The sequence below is a fragment of the Arthrobacter terricola genome (genome assembly GCF_004354015.1).
Taxonomy (GTDB): domain Bacteria; phylum Actinomycetota; class Actinomycetes; order Actinomycetales; family Micrococcaceae; genus Arthrobacter; species Arthrobacter terricola.
The window spans coordinates 97439-116432 of record NZ_SMRU01000017.1 but is presented as its reverse complement, the minus strand read 5'-3'; the positions used below and the strand labels follow the sequence as shown (position 1 = coordinate 116432).

The 18994-nt window shown below is 64.0% G+C and carries 14 protein-coding genes; 4 read left to right on the top strand and 10 right to left on the bottom strand.

Annotated features, from left to right (window positions below; translation table 11 throughout):
• Positions 1–48: 48 nt before the first annotated feature.
• Both E1809_RS15225 and aroQ read left to right on the top strand, forming a co-directional pair.
• Positions 49–1233, top strand: a complete 1185-nt coding sequence (locus E1809_RS15225) for a MarP family serine protease (protein ID WP_133205084.1) — start codon at positions 49–51, stop codon at positions 1231–1233.
• A gap of 281 nt (positions 1234–1514) precedes the next feature.
• Positions 1515–1979 carry a type II 3-dehydroquinate dehydratase gene (gene aroQ / locus E1809_RS15220; protein ID WP_133205083.1) on the top strand — a complete coding sequence of 155 codons (465 nt, stop codon included), beginning with the start codon at positions 1515–1517 and terminating at the stop codon, positions 1977–1979.
• Positions 1980–2117: 138 nt separating this feature from the next.
• Here the strand turns inward: aroQ and E1809_RS15215 are convergent, their stop codons facing one another.
• The 4 genes from E1809_RS15215 to E1809_RS15200 form a co-directional block, all read right to left on the bottom strand.
• Positions 2118–4295 carry an alpha-galactosidase gene (locus tag E1809_RS15215; RefSeq protein ID WP_133205082.1) on the bottom strand — a complete coding sequence of 726 codons (2178 nt, stop codon included), beginning with the start codon at positions 4293–4295 and terminating at the stop codon, positions 2118–2120.
• Between the two features lie 183 nt (positions 4296–4478).
• The gene (locus tag E1809_RS15210; RefSeq protein ID WP_133205081.1) at positions 4479–5831 is read right to left on the bottom strand and encodes an ABC transporter substrate-binding protein; all 1353 of its coding nucleotides are present in this window, start codon (positions 5829–5831) and stop codon (positions 4479–4481) included.
• Between the two features lie 101 nt (positions 5832–5932).
• Positions 5933–6883, bottom strand: coding sequence for a carbohydrate ABC transporter permease (locus tag E1809_RS15205; protein ID WP_133205080.1), 951 nt, complete (start codon positions 6881–6883; stop codon positions 5933–5935).
• Between the two features lie 12 nt (positions 6884–6895).
• Positions 6896–7852, bottom strand: a complete 957-nt coding sequence (locus E1809_RS15200) for a carbohydrate ABC transporter permease (protein ID WP_133205079.1) — start codon at positions 7850–7852, stop codon at positions 6896–6898.
• A gap of 239 nt (positions 7853–8091) precedes the next feature.
• Between E1809_RS15200 and E1809_RS15195 the strand changes: the two genes are divergently transcribed.
• Complete coding sequence (locus tag E1809_RS15195; protein ID WP_133205078.1) at positions 8092–9294, top strand: Gfo/Idh/MocA family protein; 1203 nt, start codon at positions 8092–8094, stop codon at positions 9292–9294.
• A gap of 13 nt (positions 9295–9307) precedes the next feature.
• On the top strand, positions 9308–10327 hold the full coding sequence (locus E1809_RS15190) for a LacI family DNA-binding transcriptional regulator (RefSeq protein WP_133205077.1): 1020 nt from the start codon (positions 9308–9310) through the stop codon (positions 10325–10327).
• 38 nt (positions 10328–10365) lie between these two features.
• Here E1809_RS15190 and E1809_RS15185 read toward each other — a convergent pair whose 3' ends face one another.
• The 6 genes from E1809_RS15185 to acs form a co-directional block, all read right to left on the bottom strand.
• Complete coding sequence (locus E1809_RS15185) at positions 10366–11145, bottom strand: DeoR/GlpR family DNA-binding transcription regulator (protein ID WP_133205076.1); 780 nt, start codon at positions 11143–11145, stop codon at positions 10366–10368.
• A gap of 29 nt (positions 11146–11174) precedes the next feature.
• Positions 11175–13253 (bottom strand): beta-galactosidase, encoded by a 2079-nt coding sequence (locus E1809_RS15180; RefSeq protein WP_133205075.1) that lies wholly within the window; start codon positions 13251–13253, stop codon positions 11175–11177.
• A 6-nt stretch (positions 13254–13259) separates the two neighbouring features.
• The gene (locus tag E1809_RS15175) at positions 13260–14168 is read right to left on the bottom strand and encodes a carbohydrate ABC transporter permease (protein WP_133205074.1); all 909 of its coding nucleotides are present in this window, start codon (positions 14166–14168) and stop codon (positions 13260–13262) included.
• Complete coding sequence (locus E1809_RS15170; protein WP_133205073.1) at positions 14165–15169, bottom strand: carbohydrate ABC transporter permease; 1005 nt, start codon at positions 15167–15169, stop codon at positions 14165–14167. The genes E1809_RS15175 and E1809_RS15170 overlap by 4 nt, the downstream gene beginning before the upstream one ends.
• A 125-nt stretch (positions 15170–15294) precedes the next feature.
• Complete coding sequence (locus E1809_RS15165) at positions 15295–16611, bottom strand: ABC transporter substrate-binding protein (RefSeq protein ID WP_133205072.1); 1317 nt, start codon at positions 16609–16611, stop codon at positions 15295–15297.
• Between the two features lie 173 nt (positions 16612–16784).
• Positions 16785–18821 carry an acetate--CoA ligase gene (gene acs, locus E1809_RS15160; protein ID WP_133205071.1) on the bottom strand — a complete coding sequence of 679 codons (2037 nt, stop codon included), beginning with the start codon at positions 18819–18821 and terminating at the stop codon, positions 16785–16787.
• Positions 18822–18994: the final 173 nt, after the last annotated feature.

The window sequence follows — 18994 nt, the reverse complement described above, 5'->3', positions numbered from 1 at the left end:
CAGACTCTGCACTTACAATTGGGGCTTACCCGGCTGTGAGGAGCTTTGGTGTTCGGCTTGACCATACTGGACCTGGCGTTGATTTTGACGCTGCTTTCCTACCTGATCTACGGACTGCGCAACGGCTTCTTGGTGACCCTTGGTGGAATTGCCGGTTTCGTCGCCGGTGCCGTGGCTGCGTTTATCGCTGTCCCCCTCGTCGGAGACTGGGTAAAAAACAGCGACTGGCGCCTGACGGCCATCATCGGTTCAGCCGTGCTCCTCATCGTCCTGGGACATGGCCTCGGCACATGGATCGGCCAAAAAGTCCGTAAAGCCGTGCGGATCCAGCCGTTGAATGCCCTCGACCGCATTCTCGGCGGCGTCGTCAGCCTGGTGGTCGCGGCTCTCGTCATGTCCATGCTGGCCTTCAGCGTGGGCTCATTGGGTGTGCCGTTCGTTTCACAGCAGCTCGCCGAGTCGAAGGTGATCCGCTTCATCGACACCCTTACGCCCACACAGGTCAAGGCAGGCGTGGCGCAATTGCGGTCCACTTTCATGGGCAACGGGATTCCGCAGCTCATCGAAGGCATCGGACCGGTTGGCCCGGTCCAGGTCCCGAACACCAACACAGACACTCCCGCCCTCAACACCGCGGCCCGGTCGGTCTTGAAGATCGCCGGCACTGCTTATCAGTGCGGCCAGAACCAGACCGGCTCCGGCTTCGTAGTTTCGCCGGGCCGTGTGATCACCAATGCGCACGTCGTCGCCGGCGTGCCGCAACCCGTCGTCGAAATCCCCGACGGCGGTGCGCTGCCCGGCCGTGTGGTTTACTTCGACAGCCAGCGGGACCTCGCAGTGCTCGCCGTTGACGGACTCCCGACGGCGCCCCTGTCCTTAAGCGGCGACCTTCCGGCTGGTTCGCAGGCGGCTTTCGCCGGCTATCCGCACGGTGGGCCTTTCCAGTCCAAGCCGGCCGCTGTGGAGGGCATTTCGACACTGTTGGTCCCCGATATTTACGGCGCGAACCCTTCGCCGGAGTCGGTCTATAAACTGGCAGGCGATGTGCAGCCAGGAAATTCCGGCGGGCCGCTCCTGACGACGCAGGGCCAGGTTGCCGGCGTCGTGTTCGCGAAGACAACGTCGAATGTCCAAGTCGGCTATGCCCTGACCATGGACGAGCTCTCTCCCGTGGCCGCCCAAGCCGCCTCCCTCAGCGCGCCGGTGTCTCCCGGGCAGTGCACCAAGAAATAGCGTCCTCCAAGGAGCATGCTCATCGGTGGATTTGTTCCGCCTGAGGAGCATGCTCAGTGGTGGGCGTGTGGAGTGGGCATAGTGGGTTTATGTCCGCTCGTCGCGCTAAGAGATGCGCATGCTCGGTGGGGGCGTTTGTTTCGGCTGAGGAGCATGCTCATCGGTGGGCGTGTGGAGTGGGCATAGCGGGGTTATGACCACTCCCCGCGCTGAAGGGATGGGCATGCTCGGTGGGGCGTAAGAAACGCCGGGCCGGCATGTAGCCCGATAGATTGGGGAGCATGACTGAAGCTCCCACTGCCAATGACGCCGGTCGCGGCACGATCCTTGTCCTCAACGGACCTAACTTGAACCTTTTGGGCACGCGTGAGCCGGAAAAGTACGGCACTTCCACCCTTGCCGACGTCGAACACCTTGCAATAACCGCGGCCGAGGCACACGGCTTCACGGTGGACTGCGTCCAGTCCAACCATGAGGGCGACCTGGTGGATGCCATCCACGGGGCGCGCGGAACGTCCGTGGGTATCGTCATCAACGCCGGGGCTTACACCCACACTTCAGTGGCACTGCGTGACGCGATCGCAGCCGTGGAACTTCCCGCCGTCGAGGTCCACATCACCAACGTGCACCAGCGCGAGGAATTCCGCCACCACTCGTACCTTTCGCCCGTCTGCAAGGCAATCATCATCGGCGCGGGGGTCCAAGGCTACAAGCTGGCTATCGACTACTTGGCGAGCTCAGTCTAGAAATACGCCCCACACTTAGGAGCATGCCCATTTTTCACGGCGTGCAGTGGACATATACGAATTATGTCCACTGCTCACGCCGAAAAATGAGCATGCTCCGTGGTTGGAAGGCAAGATGAGCATGCTCCGAGGGGTGGGTTAGAGGGCGCGAAGCTTGAGCAGCAACGCGTGCTCCGGGTTCACGAGCGGCATCGGGAGCCCGACCTCTGCCAGGAAACGGCCGCTCGCTTCGGCCCCGGATTCGAGCCATGCCGGCGGGTGGACCTGCGTGAACGTGTGCGCATAGTCGGCGTCGCCCGGAGCCGGGAAGATCGCCTCCACCCGGTACGAACGTTCCGGATCGAGCCCCGGAATGGCGACGTGCCCCGGCTGTTCGGCAAACGCGGTCCGGGTCCGGACGATCGCGAACAAGGCCGATGCATCGTCCTGGGCCACCACGCCGTGCAGCATCAAAGAGTCGTCAGGAACATCCGCGCGGACCATGCGTCCACTGTGGATGAGTCCCCGGTGCACCTTATAGAGGCCGATGAACCGCTTGAGCTCCGCACGCTCGGCACCCTGGACTTCCCGGATGTCCCACTCCATGCCGAAGTGCCCGAACATGGCGGTGATGGCACGGAAGGACAGATCGTGCGTGCGGGCCGTGGTGTGCGAAGTGGTGGGGCCGATATGCCCGCCCACGAGTTCCGGTGGGACCACTACGCCGGTCCAGCGCTGGATGGTCTGCCGCTCGAGGGCGTCGTTGCAGTCCGATGCCCAGATCCTGTCCGTCCGCTCGAGGATGCCGAGGTCCACCCTCGCACCGCCGGAGGAGCAGCTTTCGATCTCCACGCCGGGGTGTGCCTTGCGCAGTTCGTCGAAAAGGCGGTACGCGGCAAGGGTCTGTTCGTGCACGGAGGCGCGTCCCGCGTGGCCGTGTTCGGTGAGGTCCCGGTTCTGGTCCCACTTGAGGTATTTGATGTTGTTTTCCCGCAGGAGCGTGTCCATGCGGTCGTAGATGTATTGCCACGCCGCGGGATTGACGAGGTCGATGACGTGCTGTTGGCGCCATTCGAGGGGCAGGCGGCCGCCGTCCTTGTGCGATTGGACCGCCGGACCCACCACCCATTCCGGATGCGCCCGTGCAGCGTCGGAATCCAGGTTGATCATCTCCGGTTCCACCCAAAGCCCGAATTCCATGCCGTGGGAGTTGACCGCTTTGATGAGCGGCGTCAATCCCTCGGGCCACAGTGTTTCGTCGACGTACCAGTCGCCTAGTCCGGCGTGGTCGTTGCGGCGTCCGCGGAACCAGCCGTCGTCGAGCACGAATCGTTCCACGCCCAGCTCAGCGGCCGATTCCGCGAGTTCGATCAGGGTGTCCAGCTTGTGGTCGAAGTACACGGCTTCCCAGGTGTTGAGGACTACTGGACGGGGTTTGCCTGCGGGGAGTCCGGTCGAGGCTGCCGGCAGGACGTGGTGCGGCCGGGAACGGAACCAGCTGTAGAAGGCCTCGCTGATGCCGTCCAGACCTCGCTCGGAGTAAGCGGCAAACAACGCGGGCGTGGTGTAGCTTTCGCCGGGCTGCAGCACCACTTCGGCCGGGCCTAGGAGTTCGGAGCCGCCGATCATCGTGCGGCCGTCGCCGATGGTGTCGGAAAATTGTTCGTGATTGCCGCTCCAGGCAAGGTGCGTGGCCCAGACCTTCCCGTGGCGGTTGCCGAATCCGGCGGTCCCTGCGGCGAACAGCAGGGAGGAGTCGTGCCCGGTGCGGCCGTGGCGGCCGGTGCGGACCCAGGTGCCTTGCTGCACGGGACGGCGTTGCGGGTGGCGTTCGCGGCACCACCGTCCGGTGAGGTCGAGGAGTTCGACGGCGGCGCGACCCACGGGGAGGGCGGTCGCCAGTTCGTCGAGCTGGAAGGGGGACGTGCCGTCGTTGACGGCTGAGTGCCGCATTTCGAGGAGCCCGCCCGGGTGCAAGGTGAGCGTCGAGGTCACGGTGATCCCGGCGTCGGGATCTTTCTGGACGACGACGGCGGAACGGGCGTCGCGCTGGACGTCCACCACACGGAGACGGACGGAGAAGTCGAGTCCGGAGACGCCGTCGGAAATCCTGTGTCCCCGCAAGCCGGGACGCCCCAGCCAAGCGGAAGAGGCCTGGGGGATGAGGCCGGCCGGGACGGTTACGTCGACGGCGGAGTTGGGAATGGGCGCGCCCAGGATGGCAAGGTCCGGGAGGTCGCTGCCAAGGTCGGCTCCCCAATGGATGACCTCGGCCTCTCCGTTGTTGAAGCTGACCACCAGGCTTGTGTCGGCGGAACGGAGGTGGAGCGGTTCCATGGGTTAATCACTTTCGAGGAGTCGTTGCGTTGTGGAGGAAAAGAAAGTCCGGGTGCCGCCGTCAAAGGAGAGAAGCGGCGACACCCGGACCGGTACGGTGCCTGCAGCGTGAAGAACTTGCTGTCAGGATAGCGGGAGCCCGGCGGCTGCGGGACTCCCGCCGGGACCTATTTCGAGAACGGCCTATTTCGAGAACAGGGCGTTGACTTGGTCGTTCGCTGCCGTGAGGGAGCTCGCCGGGGCCTTGCCAGCGATGACCGCGTCCATTGCGGGCTTCATGATGCCTGAGACCTTTGCCGCGTTGTCGGTGATGGGGAGCAGGAAAGTGGTGCCGTTCTTGACGTGTTCGGTGAATGGCGTGACGTCGATGCCCTTGGCCTTGAAAGCCGCGGCAGCTTTGTCGCTGGCGGTCTTGATGGCGGGGAACACGACGCCCTTCGAGGCCACCACGTCCTGGCACTTGGAGGAAGCGAGGTATTCAACCCACTTGATGGAGGCATCCTTCTTCTTGGTGCCCGCCCAGATGGAGTCGGCCAGGCCATTGGTCATGGACGCGTTCTTGCCGTCCACGCCGGTCGGGGTCGGTGCGATTCCGACGTCGACGCCCTTGTAGCTGGTGTACTGGCCGATCATCCAGTCACCGTTGGAGTTGATCGCGGCCTTGCCTGCGCCGAAGCTGTCCGCGGCGTTTGCGCCCACGGTGGTCTCGAGCTTGGGCATGTAGCCCTTCTGGGCCAGGCTGGCCCACCAGGCGATGGTGTCCTGGAGGCGCTTGTCGTCGTAGTTGAAGTGCGAACCCCAAGGAGTCTTGTCCGTGGTGGTCCAACCGGTGGTGGCGGAAAGGAAGCTCCACTGGGTCTGTCCGGCGTTTTCGGCGTCGGAACCTGGCAGGCCGAGGCCGTAGACGGCGACGTTGTTCTTGTCGAAGCCGGGCTCGTCGCCGCGCTTGCCGTTCTTGTCCACGGTCAGGTGGGCGATGGCCTTCTCGTAGGTTCCGCCATCCTGCGGGTTCCAGCTGAGGGAAGCCATCTGCTCCGGCGTGATGCCGGCGTCGGAGGCCATCTTCTTGTTGTAGAACAGGGCCACGGTGTCCCAGTCCTTGGGAAGGCCGTAGCGCTTGCCGTCCTGGCCGACCCAGAGGTCCGCGAGGCCCGGGTTGTACTGCGTAAGGTCGATCTTGTCGTTGGTGACGGCGTCATCCAGGGGAACGAGCTGCTTGGTCTTGATGAAGTCCGGGTACTTGGACAAGTGGTCGGTAAAGACATCGGGCGCCGTGCCGGAGGCCATGCCGTTGGTGATCTTGCCCCAGTAGTCGTCCCAGCCCGTCTGGGTGATCTTGACCGTGATGTCCGGGTTGGCCTTGTGGAAGTCGTCGGCGCATTGCTGGTAGGCCGGGAGCTGGTTGGCGTCCCAGAGCCAGTAGCTGATTTCGCCCTTGCCCGAGTCCGCGCTGCTTCCGCCTCCGCTCCCACATGCGGAGAGGGCGATGGCGGCCACAGCGGCGGCCGCGACGGCGCCGAGTGCTTTCTTCTTCATGGTTTGTCCTTTCGGGACATGGTGGGGTGGGGTGGGGTCCGGGCGGGTGCCGGGCCGTGATGGGGTGGGTAATGAGGGGCGGCCGTGCAGCGCCGCGGGGGTTATTTGGATCCGTTGAAGCCGATGGAGTTGACGATCTTCTTGCCGAAAATCGCGAAGAGGATCAGAACAGGCGTGGCCGAGACGAGGGTTGCCGCCATGAGGCCGGACCAGTCGGGAGCGCCTTGCGGCGACTGGGACTTGAAGACACCCAAGCCCACTGTCAGGACGCGCGATTCTTCCGAGGACCCGACAAGGAGCGGCCAGAAGTACTCGTTCCACTGGCCCATGAACGTGAGGAGGGCGAGGGTTGCGATGGGAGCGGCCGCGTTCGGCATGACCACTTGGAAGAAGATCCTGAAGTGCTTCGCGCCGTCGAGCATCGCGGCTTCCTCCACCTCGCGGGACATGTTGAGGAAGAACTGCCGCATGAAGAAGATCGCGAAGGGGGTCATGAACAGGTACGGCAGCACGAGTCCGAGCATCGTGTTGAGCAGGCCGAGGTTCTTGATGAGGAGGAAGTTGGGCAGCGCCGTGAAGATCGGCGGGACCAGCATGGTGCCAAGGAAGAGGGAGAAGACTCCGTCGCGGCCCTTCCAGCGCAGGCGGGAGAAGGCGTAGGCGGCCATCGAGCTGAAGAACACTGCTCCTGCAGTGGTGATGCTGGAGAAGAGGAAGGAGTTCAGCAGGTACTGCCAGAAGTTGATCGAGGCTCCCGATCCGCCCTCGGCAATTGCTTGGGCCGGGCTCTGGAGGCCGAAGACCCGCTCGAAGGCGCCGAGGTTGAAGTCGGCGGGCAACAGGCTGGCCGAGTTGGCGGCCAGGGAACCGTTGGTGGAGAGGGCTGTCCGGAGGACCCAGTAGAAGGGCAGGACGCTCACTGCGATGGCGAGTGCGAGGAGGACCCAGGCGGAGGCACGGCCCCAGGTGAGGGGACGCTTCTTGGCGGCGGGGCGGTTCCCGGTGAAAGGACGACGGCGGGTGGCCGACTTGGGGGAGGAAACGGTGGTCATGGCGGGGTGTCCTTAATCCAGGTCGGACTGGTTGCCGCGGAGGAACTTCATCTGGATGAAGGCCACGATCGCGAGGATGAGGAAGAGGATGACGGCCAGGGCGGAGCCGTAGCCGAAGTCCTGCTCCGCGAAGGCCCGCTGGTAGATGTAGTACTGGAGCACCCTGGTTGCGTTGACCGGTCCGCCCTGGGTGGTGACAGCGACTGTGTCGAAGACCTGGAATGAGCCGATGACGGTTACCACGAGCACAAGGACGAGCACGGGCCGCAGGAGTGGAAGGGTGATCCGCCAGAACGTGCTGAATCCCTTTGAACCGTCGATGCTGGCGGCCTCGTAGACGTTGTTGGGAATTGCCTGCAGGCCGGCGAAGATCAGCAGCGCTGTGTAGCCCATGTGGCGCCAGGTGTTGATGAGGGCCTGGGTGGGGATGGCCCATTCCTCGCTTCCGAAGAAGGCCACCCGGGGGAGTCCGAGCCATTCGATGATTTGGTTGACGATGCCGATCTGGTAATCGAGCATCCAGAACCACAACAGGGCGGCGATGACATTCGCCATGAGGTAGGGCAGGAGCAGGGCGCCGCGGACAATCGTGGACTTCGCGACCCGATGCATGAGGAGCGCCAGTCCGAGGGCGAGGACTGTTTGGAGCACGATGTTGATCACGACGTATTCGGTCGTGACCCCCAGGGCGTTCCAGAAAAGCGGGTCCTTGGCGATCTGCTCGTAGTTCTTGGTCCCGATCCAGTCGGGGTCGCCGAGGATGCTGTACTCGGTGAAGCTGAGGTAGATCCCCCGGATGGTGGGGACAAGGTAGAAAAGCACAAAACCGATCAAGGCCGGAGCGATGAAGAGCAACGCGACTTTGAGGTCCCCGACGCCGCGGAAGGTAGCGGCGGGTTTCCGCTTCCTGGTTTTCCGCGATTCCCCGGCTGAAAGCCCGGGGTCAGGCTGTTTGGTGAGCGTGGTCATCTTCGACCCTTCCTTGGTGTGACTTGGCTAACATCTGGATCGAATCTACACGAGTAGATTCGAGGGGGTCAAGATCAAGTGTGCATTTTTGTTCGTAAATTTTGGATTTATTGCGTTTTGTTGACTCGAGTAGATCGCAGTGATTCACTGGGTTAACCCTCATGCGAGCGCGAAAACCGGCGCTTCAGGCTATGGCGAGGGCAACACCATCAATCACACCCAAAAGCGAAGGGTTAACAATGACGTTTTCAATTGGAGTAGTAGGCCTTGGCCAGTTCGGCAGCCAATTCGCCCACCTCTTCAAGCTCCACCCCGGCGTCTCTGCGGTCTACGCGGTGGACGAGTTGCCGGAACGTGCCGGCAAAGCCGTCGAGGCGCTGGGCCTCGACGGCACGATGGCGGACTTCGATGAACTGCTGGCTTCCGACGTCGACGCCGTTGCAATCTTCACGCAGCGCTGGACCCACGGACCCCTGGTGGTGCGCGCCCTCCGCGCCGGAAAGCACGTGTACTCCGCAGTGCCGATGGCCGTGACGGAGGAGGAAATCGCCAACATCATCGAGGCCGTCCGCGAGACCAAGCTCGTGTACCAAATGGGGGAGACCTCCTACTACAACCCCGCTACCGTCTACGCCCGGGAACAGCAGGCCGCCGGCAAGTTCGGGCGCATCTTCTACACAGAAGGTGACTATGTGCACGACATGGACCTGGGTTTCTACGAGGCCTACCAGTACAGCGGCGGCGAGAACTGGAAGGAAACCGCCAGCTACCCGCCCATGCTGTACCCCACACACGCCATCGGCGGAGTCCTGGGCGCCGTGCCGGGCCACGCCGTGAGCGTCAGCTGCATCGGCGTCAAGGACGAACGTGGTGACGGCGTCTTCGACAAGGACGTCAGCATGTTCAACAACGATTTCTCCAACGCCACGGCACTCTTCGAAATGAATGACGGCGGCGTGATGCGGACCAACGAGATGCGCCGCGTGGGCTATCCCTCGCACATCCGCGAATCCCGGTTCCGCTACTTCGGCACCGAAGCGAGCTTTGAGCAGCTCGCCACCACCACGCTGTGGCAGGACAAGCAGGGCGTGCTGGACGTTTCCGAGCAGCTGGAGACCAAGCCGAGCATGTCGCTGGATGACCCTTCGCTCGCGGATGTCGCGCCGGAACTGCGGGACGCGTTCATCTCCGGCCTCGCTCCGGTGCACGACGCCGCCCGGCTGCCCGCCGAGTTCCATGGCGCGCCCAACGGGCACGAGGGCAGCCACCAGTTCCTGGTGGACGACTTCGTGACAGCCGTGAACGAAGGAAGCTTGCCTCCCGTCAACGCCTGGGTGGCCGCACGTTACACCCTCCCGGGCGTCATCGCCCACGAGTCGGCGCTCCGTGGCGGCGAACGACTGGCTATCAGGGACTTGGGAGATGCTCCCGAAGCTTTGTAGCTAGCATGATCCAATGACTACTTCGGAAGTGCACACCCCGCGCGGACCGGTGACCCGAAAGGACGTGGCCCGGCACGCCGGGGTGAGCACCGCCGTCGTCAGCTATGTTGTGAACGGCGGGCCGAAGAAAGTGGCGCCGGCCACGGAAGCGAAGGTCCGGGACGCGATCCGTGTCTTGGGCTACCGGCCGAACGCCACGGCCCGCGCGCTCAAGATGGGCTCGAACCGGACCCTGGGACTGGTGATCCCGGACTCCAGCAACCCGTTCTGGGCCCTTTTGGGGCACGCCGTGGAGGGGGCCGCGGCGAGGCGCGGATACGCCTTGCTCTTGACGAACTCGGACAACGAACTCGATACCGAAATGCGCCACATCCGGAACTTCGCTGCCCGGCAGGTGGACGGCGTGGTGCTGGCGAGCGTCGTTTTCGAACCGGATCTTGTGGAGCTTGAAGGCGCGGAAATCCGGCCTGTGCTGCTCAACCACTCGGCGGTCGCGCCGGGCTTCAACAGCGTGGGCGTGGACCTGGAAGCCGGGGCCCGCCTGGCCGTGGAGCATTTGATCGGCCACGGGCATACCAGGATCGGCTTAGCCATGGGCATCACGGCCGACAACAATGCGGATGGCCGCGAGGCGGGGTGGCGGAAAGCGCTGGAAGCCGCAGGGCTTCCCGAAGGCCCCCTCGCCCGCGACGTCTTCGACCGTGCGGGCGGATACGCGGCGGGGCAGCGGCTCCTCGCGGAGCCTGAGCGTCCGACGGCCATTTTCGCGAGCTCGGACATGCAGGCGATCGGACTGCTTCGCGCCATCCGCGAAGCGGGGCTTTCCGTTCCGGAGGACATCGCCGTGGCATCCTTCGACGGCTCGATCGAAGCCGAATACTCCTGGCCGGCCCTGACCACCGTGGAACAACCCGTGTGGGAAATGGCCGAAGCCGCGGTCTCCGCCCTGGTGGGCGAAACCCGTAACGAAGCGCCACAGCATCGGATCTTTCCCACCCAATTGCGCGTGCGGCAATCGTGCGGGTGCCCCTAGCCGGGTGCCGCTAGCAGCCCGCCGTCAGCCGGCTTGCCTCAGGGAACCGCGATCTTAAGCTTCCCGACCCCCTCGGCGAGGATGCGCCGCGCATCCTCGCCAAGGTGCGAATCGGTCACCAGCACATCCGCTTCTTCCAGGCCCGCGATCGAAGCGATGCCCACGGTGCCCCATTTGCTGTTGTCCGCCAGGACCACCACGTTGCGGGCGGCGCTGATGAAAGCCCGGTTCGTTTCGGCTTCCTGCAGGTTCGGCGTGGTGAATCCCGCGTCCGCGTCCATGCCGTGGACACCAAGGAAGAGCATGTCCAGATGCAGTTGCTTCAAGGCCGCCGTGGCGATCGGACCCACCAAAGCGTCCGACGGCGTGCGCTCGCCGCCCGTGACGATCACCGGGAAGCCCTGGCGCGAGCCGGTGGCGTTGTGGAACAAGTCCGCGATCCTGATCGAATTCGTCACCACCGTGATCCGCGGACCGTCCAGGAGCACCTTCGCGAGCTCATAGGTGGTGGTTCCGGCACTCAGCCCGACGGCCATGCCTTCGTGGACGAGGGTTGCGGCCTCCACCGCGATGGCGTGCTTTTCCGCCGTCAATTGCGTGGACTTCAATTCGAATCCGGGTTCGTGGGCCCGGGCGTCCCCGGGGATTTTGGCCCCGCCGTGGATCCGCTCGACGAGGCCTGATTCCTCGAGCGCCTCGATGTCCCGCCGCACAGTCATGGCGGAGACACCCAGCTGTTGGGCGAGGTCCGAAACACGGACTACCCGCTCGCGCTGGACGGCGTCGACAATGGCGGTGTGGCGCGCTGCCTGGAGCATCGGAGCCTTTCTGGACGTTCGGTGATGGGTTAGCGGGAAGACTCGACGACGGCGACGCCTCCGGCAGTAAGTTTTAGCGTACCCTCGGTGGACGTTCCGCTCAGGAGGTCGACGCCATCGAGCGCCATATCCACGTCTTCCGCGCTGTGGTTGATGACGAACGTCCAATCCTTGGCGCCGTTGCTCCTGCGGACGATTTCCACGTCCTCCGGAGGCCGGACGCCCAACACCGGCTGCACGCCCGCGTCGGAACAGAGCACGTCCACCAGCTCGGCGAGGCCTTCGCGGCCCAAGCTCGTGGCCACGTAATATGCGGCGCCGCGTCCAGCGGAACCGGCGCGTCGGGTCACCGCTGGCGAGCCTCCGACGCCGGTACCTCCCGCGTTGGTGCCTCCACTGCCGCTGGTGCCCGCACCGCCGTCGAACGTTGCCAGGACTTCAGCGCCGGTCGGCTTGCCGAGTTCGCTCCACACCGTCCCGGAACCGAAGCGGCTCAAGTCCACCGAATCCCCGGACCGCAACGGGAAGAACTCCTCCATGCTCACGCCGAGCAGCTCGGAGAACGCCCCCGGGTAGCCGCCGCCGTTGACGGGATCCATCCGGATGTGGTCGTTCTCGTCCACGATGCCGGAGAAATACGTCAGCACAAGGGTGCCGCCGGCGTTCACGAAGCGGTGCAGGTTCGCGGCGCCTTCGTCCGTGACGAGGTACAGCATCGGCGCGACCACAAGTTTGTAACCCGAGAGGTCGTCCGTGCTTTGCCGGATGTCCGCAGTGATCCCGGCCCGGAAGAGGGCATCGTGCCAGCGCCGCGTTTCCGGGATGTTCCGGGCGTCCTCGCTCGGGTGCGAGTCCAGTTCGGTGCCCCAGCGGGCGTCGGTGTCGTGGATGATGCACGCCTCGGCCTGCACTGAGGAGCCCGCCACGCCCGAGATGCTCTCCAACGCCCGCCCAAGCTCAACCACTTCGCGCCACACTTTGGTGTCGCGGCCCGCGTGCGGGACCAGCCCGGAATGGTATTTTTCGGCCCCGGCGCGGGAAGCGCGCCACTGGAAGAACAACACGCCGTCCGTTCCGCGGGCCACGTGCTGCATCGAGTTCCGCAGCATTTCGCCAGGCGCCTTGGCCACGTTGCGCGGCTGCCAGTTCACCGCTGAGGTCGAGTGTTCCATGAGGAGCCACGGTTTGCCGTCCGCCCAGCCACGAGTCAAGTCCGCGGTCATGGCGAGGTCCTGGAAGTTCCGTTCGTCCGCGGCGATCAGGTAGTGGTCGTTGGACACAACATCCATGTGTTTGGACCACCGCCAGTAGTCCACCGGAGCGTTCAAGCCCATGTTGAAGCCCATGAAGTTGGTGGTGACCGGATGCTTGGAGTGCGCCCTGATGATGTCCGCTTCGGCTGTGAAGCACTCAAGGAGCGAATGGGAGGAGAACCGCGCGAAATCCAGTTGCTGGGTGGGGTTCACCCAGGTTCCGGAGCGGCGCGGCGGCAGGATCTCGGACCAGTCGTAGTAGTGCTGCGACCAGAACGCCGTGCCCCAGGCGTCGTTGAGCGCGTCCAGGTTGCCGTACTTGGACTGCAACCATTCCTGGAAACCGCGCTCTGCGTGCGGACCGTAGTCCGGTTGGTTGTGGCAACCGTATTCGTTGTGGACATGCCACATTACGACGGCGGGGTGCCCCGCGTAACGCTCGACGATCGCCGTCGTCAGGGCTGCTGCGGCGCGGCGGTAGTCCGGTGAGCACGCGGCGAAGGCTTGACGCGAACCGTAGCTTTGCCGCACGCCGTCGGCATCGACTGGGAGAGAATCGGGGTACTTCCGGCTGAACCACGGCGGGGGAGAGGCGCTCGCGTTCGCGAGGTCGACGCTGATGCCGTTGGAGTGGAGCAGGTCGAGGACCCTGTCCAGCCAGCCGAACTCGTACCGGCCTTCCTCCGGTTCCAGCAAGGCCCAGCTGAAGATCCCGACACTCACCAGGTTCACGCCCGCTTCCTTCATGAGGGCGACGTCGTGCTTCCAGACCTCCTCGGGCCACTGTTCAGGGTTGTAATCCCCACCGAAGGCGATCCTGCCGCCCAGTTTGTCCACGATGTAATCCATGGTCATGCGTGTTTATCCTTTGCTGGAACCGAGCGTGAGACCGGCCACGAATTGGCGCTGCAGCACGAGGTAGATGATCAGGGTGGGTATGACGGTGATAGTGGCGCCCGCCGCCAGCAGGTTGTAGTTGCTCAGGAACTCGCCCTGCAGGTTGTTGATGGCGGTGGTGATGGGAAGCCGGTCACCGCTTTGGATGAAGAGGAGCGGCCAGAAGAAGTCGTTGTAAATGAAGATGACTTCCAGGGTCCCCAGGGCCGCGAGGGCTGGCCGGCACAGGGGCAGGATGATGTTCCAGTACTGCCGCCAGATGCCGGCGCCGTCCACCAACGCCGCTTCGGTCAGGTCCGAGGAGAGGGCCTTCATGTAGTTGGACAGCACGAAGGTGCAGAATCCGATCTGGAAGGCCGTGTCCACGGCGATCACCGAAATGTAGGTGTTGAGCAGGTTGCCCGAATCGCTGAAGGAGTAGGGCAACGTGAGGTGCTTGAACATTTCGAACAGCGGCGCGGCGAGGACCTGCGGGGGCAGGAGGTTGCCGGCCGTGAACATGATCAGCAGCGTGATGTTGAACTTCCAGCTCACCCGGGACACGGCGAACGCCATCATGGACGCGAAGAGCAATGTCGCCAAGACCGCGGGGACGGTGATGATCACGGAGTTCATGAGGTATTTTGAGAACCCGCCTTGGTTCCAGGCCGTGATGAAGTTGTCGAAATTGAACGTGCCGCCGAGGCTGAAGTAGCCGTACTTGTCCGTGTCCGCTTTGGGCCGTAGTGCCGTGAACAGGGCCCATGCGAGGGGAATGAGCCACATGACGGCCATGACGGTGAGGAAGATGTGGGTTCCGTAGTGGCGTCGGCGGGCGTTCTGGCCCACCACGGTGACGGCGGTGTTGGGGATCGGGTTGGCAAGCGTGCTCATGCTTTGCCCTCCTTGCCGAAGGTGCGGATGAGGTAGAAGACAATCGGGATAAGGGAAATGACCAGGAGGATGACCGCGAGGGACGAACCCACGCCGATCACTTGGCCTTCGCCCACCAGGTTTTGGATGACCAAGGCACTCAACAGCTCAAGGCCGTTCGTGCCGCGGTTGATGACATAGACAATGTCGAAGGCCCTGAGGGATTCGATGATCGTGATCACCACGATCACGATGTTCACGGGACGCATGGCGGGGAACACCACCCGGAAGAAGGTCTGCGCGGCGTTGGCGCCGTCAATCGCGGCTGCTTCCCTGAGCGAGGGGTCCACGCCTTTGAGGCCGGCCAAGTACAGGATCATGACGTAGCCGGCGTGCCGCCACGTCGCGGCGACCATGGCGGCCCAGATGTTGACGTTCGAATCGCCGAACCAGTCAACGGCCTGCGATTTTCCGGCCGTGCCCAAGAGGTAGTTCAGCAGGCCGCTGTCCCGGTTGTAGAAGAGCTGCCAGATGATGCCGATCAGGGCCAGGGACAGCATGACCGGCGTGAAGAAAATGCTCTGGTAGATCTTGCTGCCGCGGATCTTCTGGTCCAGGAGGACGGCGAGAAGCAGGCCGAGCGGGGTCGCAATGACGGCCAGGAAGACGAGCCACAGGATGTTGTGCTGCACCGCCGGCCAGAAGGGCGGGTAGTCCTGGAAAACGAAGCTGTAGTTGTCCGTTCCGGCCGGTTTGATGTCCGTGAGGTCCAGGCCGTTCCAGCGCGTGAAGCTCAGCGCGATCGAAAAGAGCGTGGGCAGCCAGACCAGCAATAGCTGGATCAGGGTGGGCAGCCCCACCATGATCGCCAGGACCAGTTTGTCCCGTCTGGTGAGCCGGCGGACCTTGCCTGACTTGCCGGGCCGCCTCCCGGCGCTTGACCGGCCCTTGCCGGCCGTGTTTCGCCCGGCAGCTCCGGGCTCGCTGTCCGGTGCTGCCGGTTTTTCGGCGGTAGTACTCATGGGATTTCCTTCAGTTTGCGGCAGGGCCCGACGACGGCGGGTGGATCCGCCGTCGTCGTACCTGTCCTTGGGGCGCCGATGCGCGATGTGGCCCGTCCGGCGGGGGCGCGTAACTGGCACGATCGCTACTGGGCGGCGTAGAGGGCCTTGGCCTGTGCTTCAAGGTTCTTGACGTCCACGTTGCCGTCCTTGATGAAGGACTGCAGCGCCGGGATCATCACGTTGTTTGCCATGGCTGGGAGGGCGTCGCGGTCAAAGAATTGGCTGATGTACTTGGCGTTGGCGATGGTGTCCGCGCACTTCTTGTTCAGCGGGGTGAACTTCGAGGTGTCCGCGCCCTTGACGGTGGCGATGTTGGAAGTGTCCACGGCAGCGTAGGCGTTCTGGCCTTCCGCGGTTCCCATGAAGCTCAGGAAATCGTGGGCCGCCTTGTTGTCGCCGCCCTTCTTGGACAGGAGCAGGCCGTCGATGGGGGCTTCGACGGCGTCGGTGCCTTCCATTGCGATTTCCGGGAACGGGAAGAAGTCGATGTCCGCCAGCACCGTGGGATCAGTGAACTGCTGGGTCACGAACGAACCGAGGAGGTACATGCCGGTCTTCTTGGCTTCGAGTGCCTTGGCCGCGTCCTGCCAGGTCTGGCCGAGTGCCGCGGGGTCCTGGAATGGGAGGAGCGCTTTCCAGGTGTCGAAGACGTCGCTGACTTTCTTCTGGTCCCAGCTTTCCTTGTGGGCCGTCAGGTCGATGTGGAACTGGTAGCCGTTGAGGCGCATGTTGATGTAGTCGAACGTGCCCATGGCGGGCCAGCCGTCCTTGTCCGCGAAGCCGATGGGGATGATGCCGTCCGCCTTCATCTTCGTGGCGAGGGTCTTCAGGTCATCGAAGGTGTTGGGAACGGCGTATCCCTTTTCTGCCCAGAAGCTCTTCCGGTAGAAGAAGCCCCAAGGGTAGTTGTAGTTCGGGACGAGGTACATTTTGCCGTCGGCTCCCGTGGAGGCCTTCTTGATGGCATCGGAGAAATTGCTGCCGATGGTCGACCATACGTCGTCCACCGGAGCCAGCAGGCCCTTGCTCGCGTAGTACTGCATGCGGTAGCCGGCGAACCATGTGAAGGCATCGTCCGGGCTGCCTTGGAGATAGGAGTTGATCTTGTTCTGGAAGTCATTGTGCGGAACGACGTTGGTGGCAACGGTAATTCCGGTCTTTTTGGTGAAAGCGTCGGTGACGGCCTTGTAGGCGGCCTTGGGAACGTCGTCCGAGGAACCGGAGCCGAAGGTCAGGCTGTTCGAGGATGCTCCGGGGGCGGGGCCCGAACCGCCAGTGCACGCGGCCAGAAGGGGGATTCCGGCCAGTCCGGCTGCACCGAGGCCGAGCGTTTTCAGGATGGTGCGCCGTCCAGGTCCGGCGTTGCTTGCCGCTTGGGACGGGTCAAAGTTCGCTGCCATGTTCTCTCCCTTGAAAGCGTGGTGCTTGTGAGTTATCTCACGTAACTCCGACTATAACCGCTCAAAAGGGAACATGAAAGAACTAAATATAACATTCTTGCTTCGGGCGTTTCATGACGAAGGCGGCGGCCCTCCCAAGGGGGAGAACCGCCGCCTTTTTTGTTTGCTTGGGCCTACTTACGGAGGGATTCGGCGATTTGGGACATGATCGTGGGGTCGGAGAGGGTGGTGGCGTCACCGACTTCGCGGCCTTCGGCGACGTCCTTGAGGAGGCGGCGCATGATCTTGCCGGAGCGGGTCTTGGGCAGTTCGGGGACCACGAGGATGTGCTTGGGCTTGGCGATGGGGCCGATTTCCTTGCCGACGTGGTTGCGCAGTTCCAGCACCGTGGCGTCGCCGTTGTTTGGCGCGTCGCCGCGGAGGATGACGAACGCGACGACGGCCTGGCCTGTGGTTTCGTCGGCGGCGCCGACCACGGCTGCTTCGGCCACGGAGGGGTGGGAGACGAGCGCGGACTCGATCTCCGTCGTGGAGAGCCGGTGGCCGGAGACGTTCATGACGTCATCCACCCGGCCCAGGAGCCAGATGTCCCCGTCCTCGTCTTTCTTGGCGCCGTCGCCGGCGAAGTACATGGCCTCGAAACGGGACCAGTAGGTGTCCTTGAACCGTTCCGGGTCGCCCCAGATCCCTCGGAGCATGGAGGGCCAGGGTTCGCGGACCACGAGGTAGCCGCCGTGCCCGTCCGGGACGGACTCGCCGGCTTCGTCCACGACGTCGATCGCGATGCCCGGCAGCGGGACCTGCGCGGAGCCTGGTTTGGTGGCGGTCACCCCGGGCAGGGGCGCGATCATCTGGGCGCCGGTTTCGGTCTGCCACCAGGTGTCCACGATCGGGGCGGGGTGTTCCTTGGTTTCGCCGTTCTTTCCGGCGTTGGCGCCGATGACTTCGCGGTACCACATCCAGGCTTCGGGGTTGATCGGTTCGCCCACCGAGCCCAGGACCCGGATGGAGGACAGATCGTACTTGCCCGGGATGTCCCGGCCCCACTTCATGAACGTCCGGATGGCGGTGGGGGCGGTGTAGAGGATGGAGACCTTGTACTTCTCCACGATTTCCCACCAGCGGCCCTGGTGCGGGGAGTCCGGGGTGCCTTCGTACATGACCTGTGTGGCGCCGTTGACGAGCGGTGCGTAGGCGACGTACGAGTGGCCGGTGACCCATCCGACGTCGGCGGTGCACCAGAACACATCCGTCTCGGGGTGCAGGTCGAACACCGCCTTGTGCGTGTACGCGGTCTGGGTCAGGTAGCCGCCGGTGGTGTGCAGGATGCCCTTGGGCTTGCCCGTGGTCCCGGAGGTGTACAGGATGAACAGCGGGTGCTCGGAATCATGCCCGACGGCGGTATGCTCGCCGGAGGCGGCGGAAACGGTGTCCTCCCACCAGTGGTCCCGGCCCTCGACCCAGTTGACATCCTCGCCGTTGCGCTTGACGACCACGACGTTGCTCACGGTGTGGCCGGGTTTGGTGAGGGCTTCGTCGACGGCGGGCTTGAGCGGGGAGGGTTTGCCGCGCCGGTAGGTGCCGTCGGCGGTGACCACGAGCTTGGCCTCGGCATCGTCGATCCGCGAACGCAGCGCGTCCGCGGAGAACCCGCCGAACACCACCGAGTGCACCGCCCCGATCCGGGCGCAGGCGAGCATGGTGATCACGGCCTCGGGGATCATCGGCAAGTACACCGCGACCCGGTCACCCTTGGCCACGCCCAGTGCTTCGAACGCGTTCGCGGCCTTGCGGACCTCTTCGGCCAGTTCCGCGTACGTGTAGCTGCGGGTATCGCCGGGCTCGCCCTCGAAATGGATCGCTACCCGGTCCCCGATCCCGTTCTCGACGTGCCGGTCCAGGGCGTTGTACGCGGCGTTGACCTCACCGCCGACGAACCACTTCGCGAACGGCGGGTTGGACCAGTCAAGGGCCTGGCTGAAGTCCTTGTCCCAGCTCAGCAATTCCCGGGCCTGCCTGGCCCAAAACGCGGGCCGGTCCGTGTTTGCCTCCGCGTATTCCCCGGCGCTCACCACCGCATCCGCGGCGAACTCCGCAGAAGGAGGGAACTGCCGGCCCTCATGAAGAAGATTTTCAAGGGCATCGCCATTGCCTGCCCCGCCAGAACCGGGTGCAGCGGTGGTCGTCGATCCATTGGTGTCCTGGGACATGTGAACCTCATCATTCATCGATCTCTGCCCGCGCGGAAAGCCGTTGCAGGCCGCGTTTCCCCAAGCGAGCGATGCACGGCACGGGGTTGCGGCGCCTCACGGAATTCCGCAAAGTGCTTTTCCGGAACCCACCTTAGCGTCATGAGCTGGGAAGAAGTGTCTGCCGTCACAAT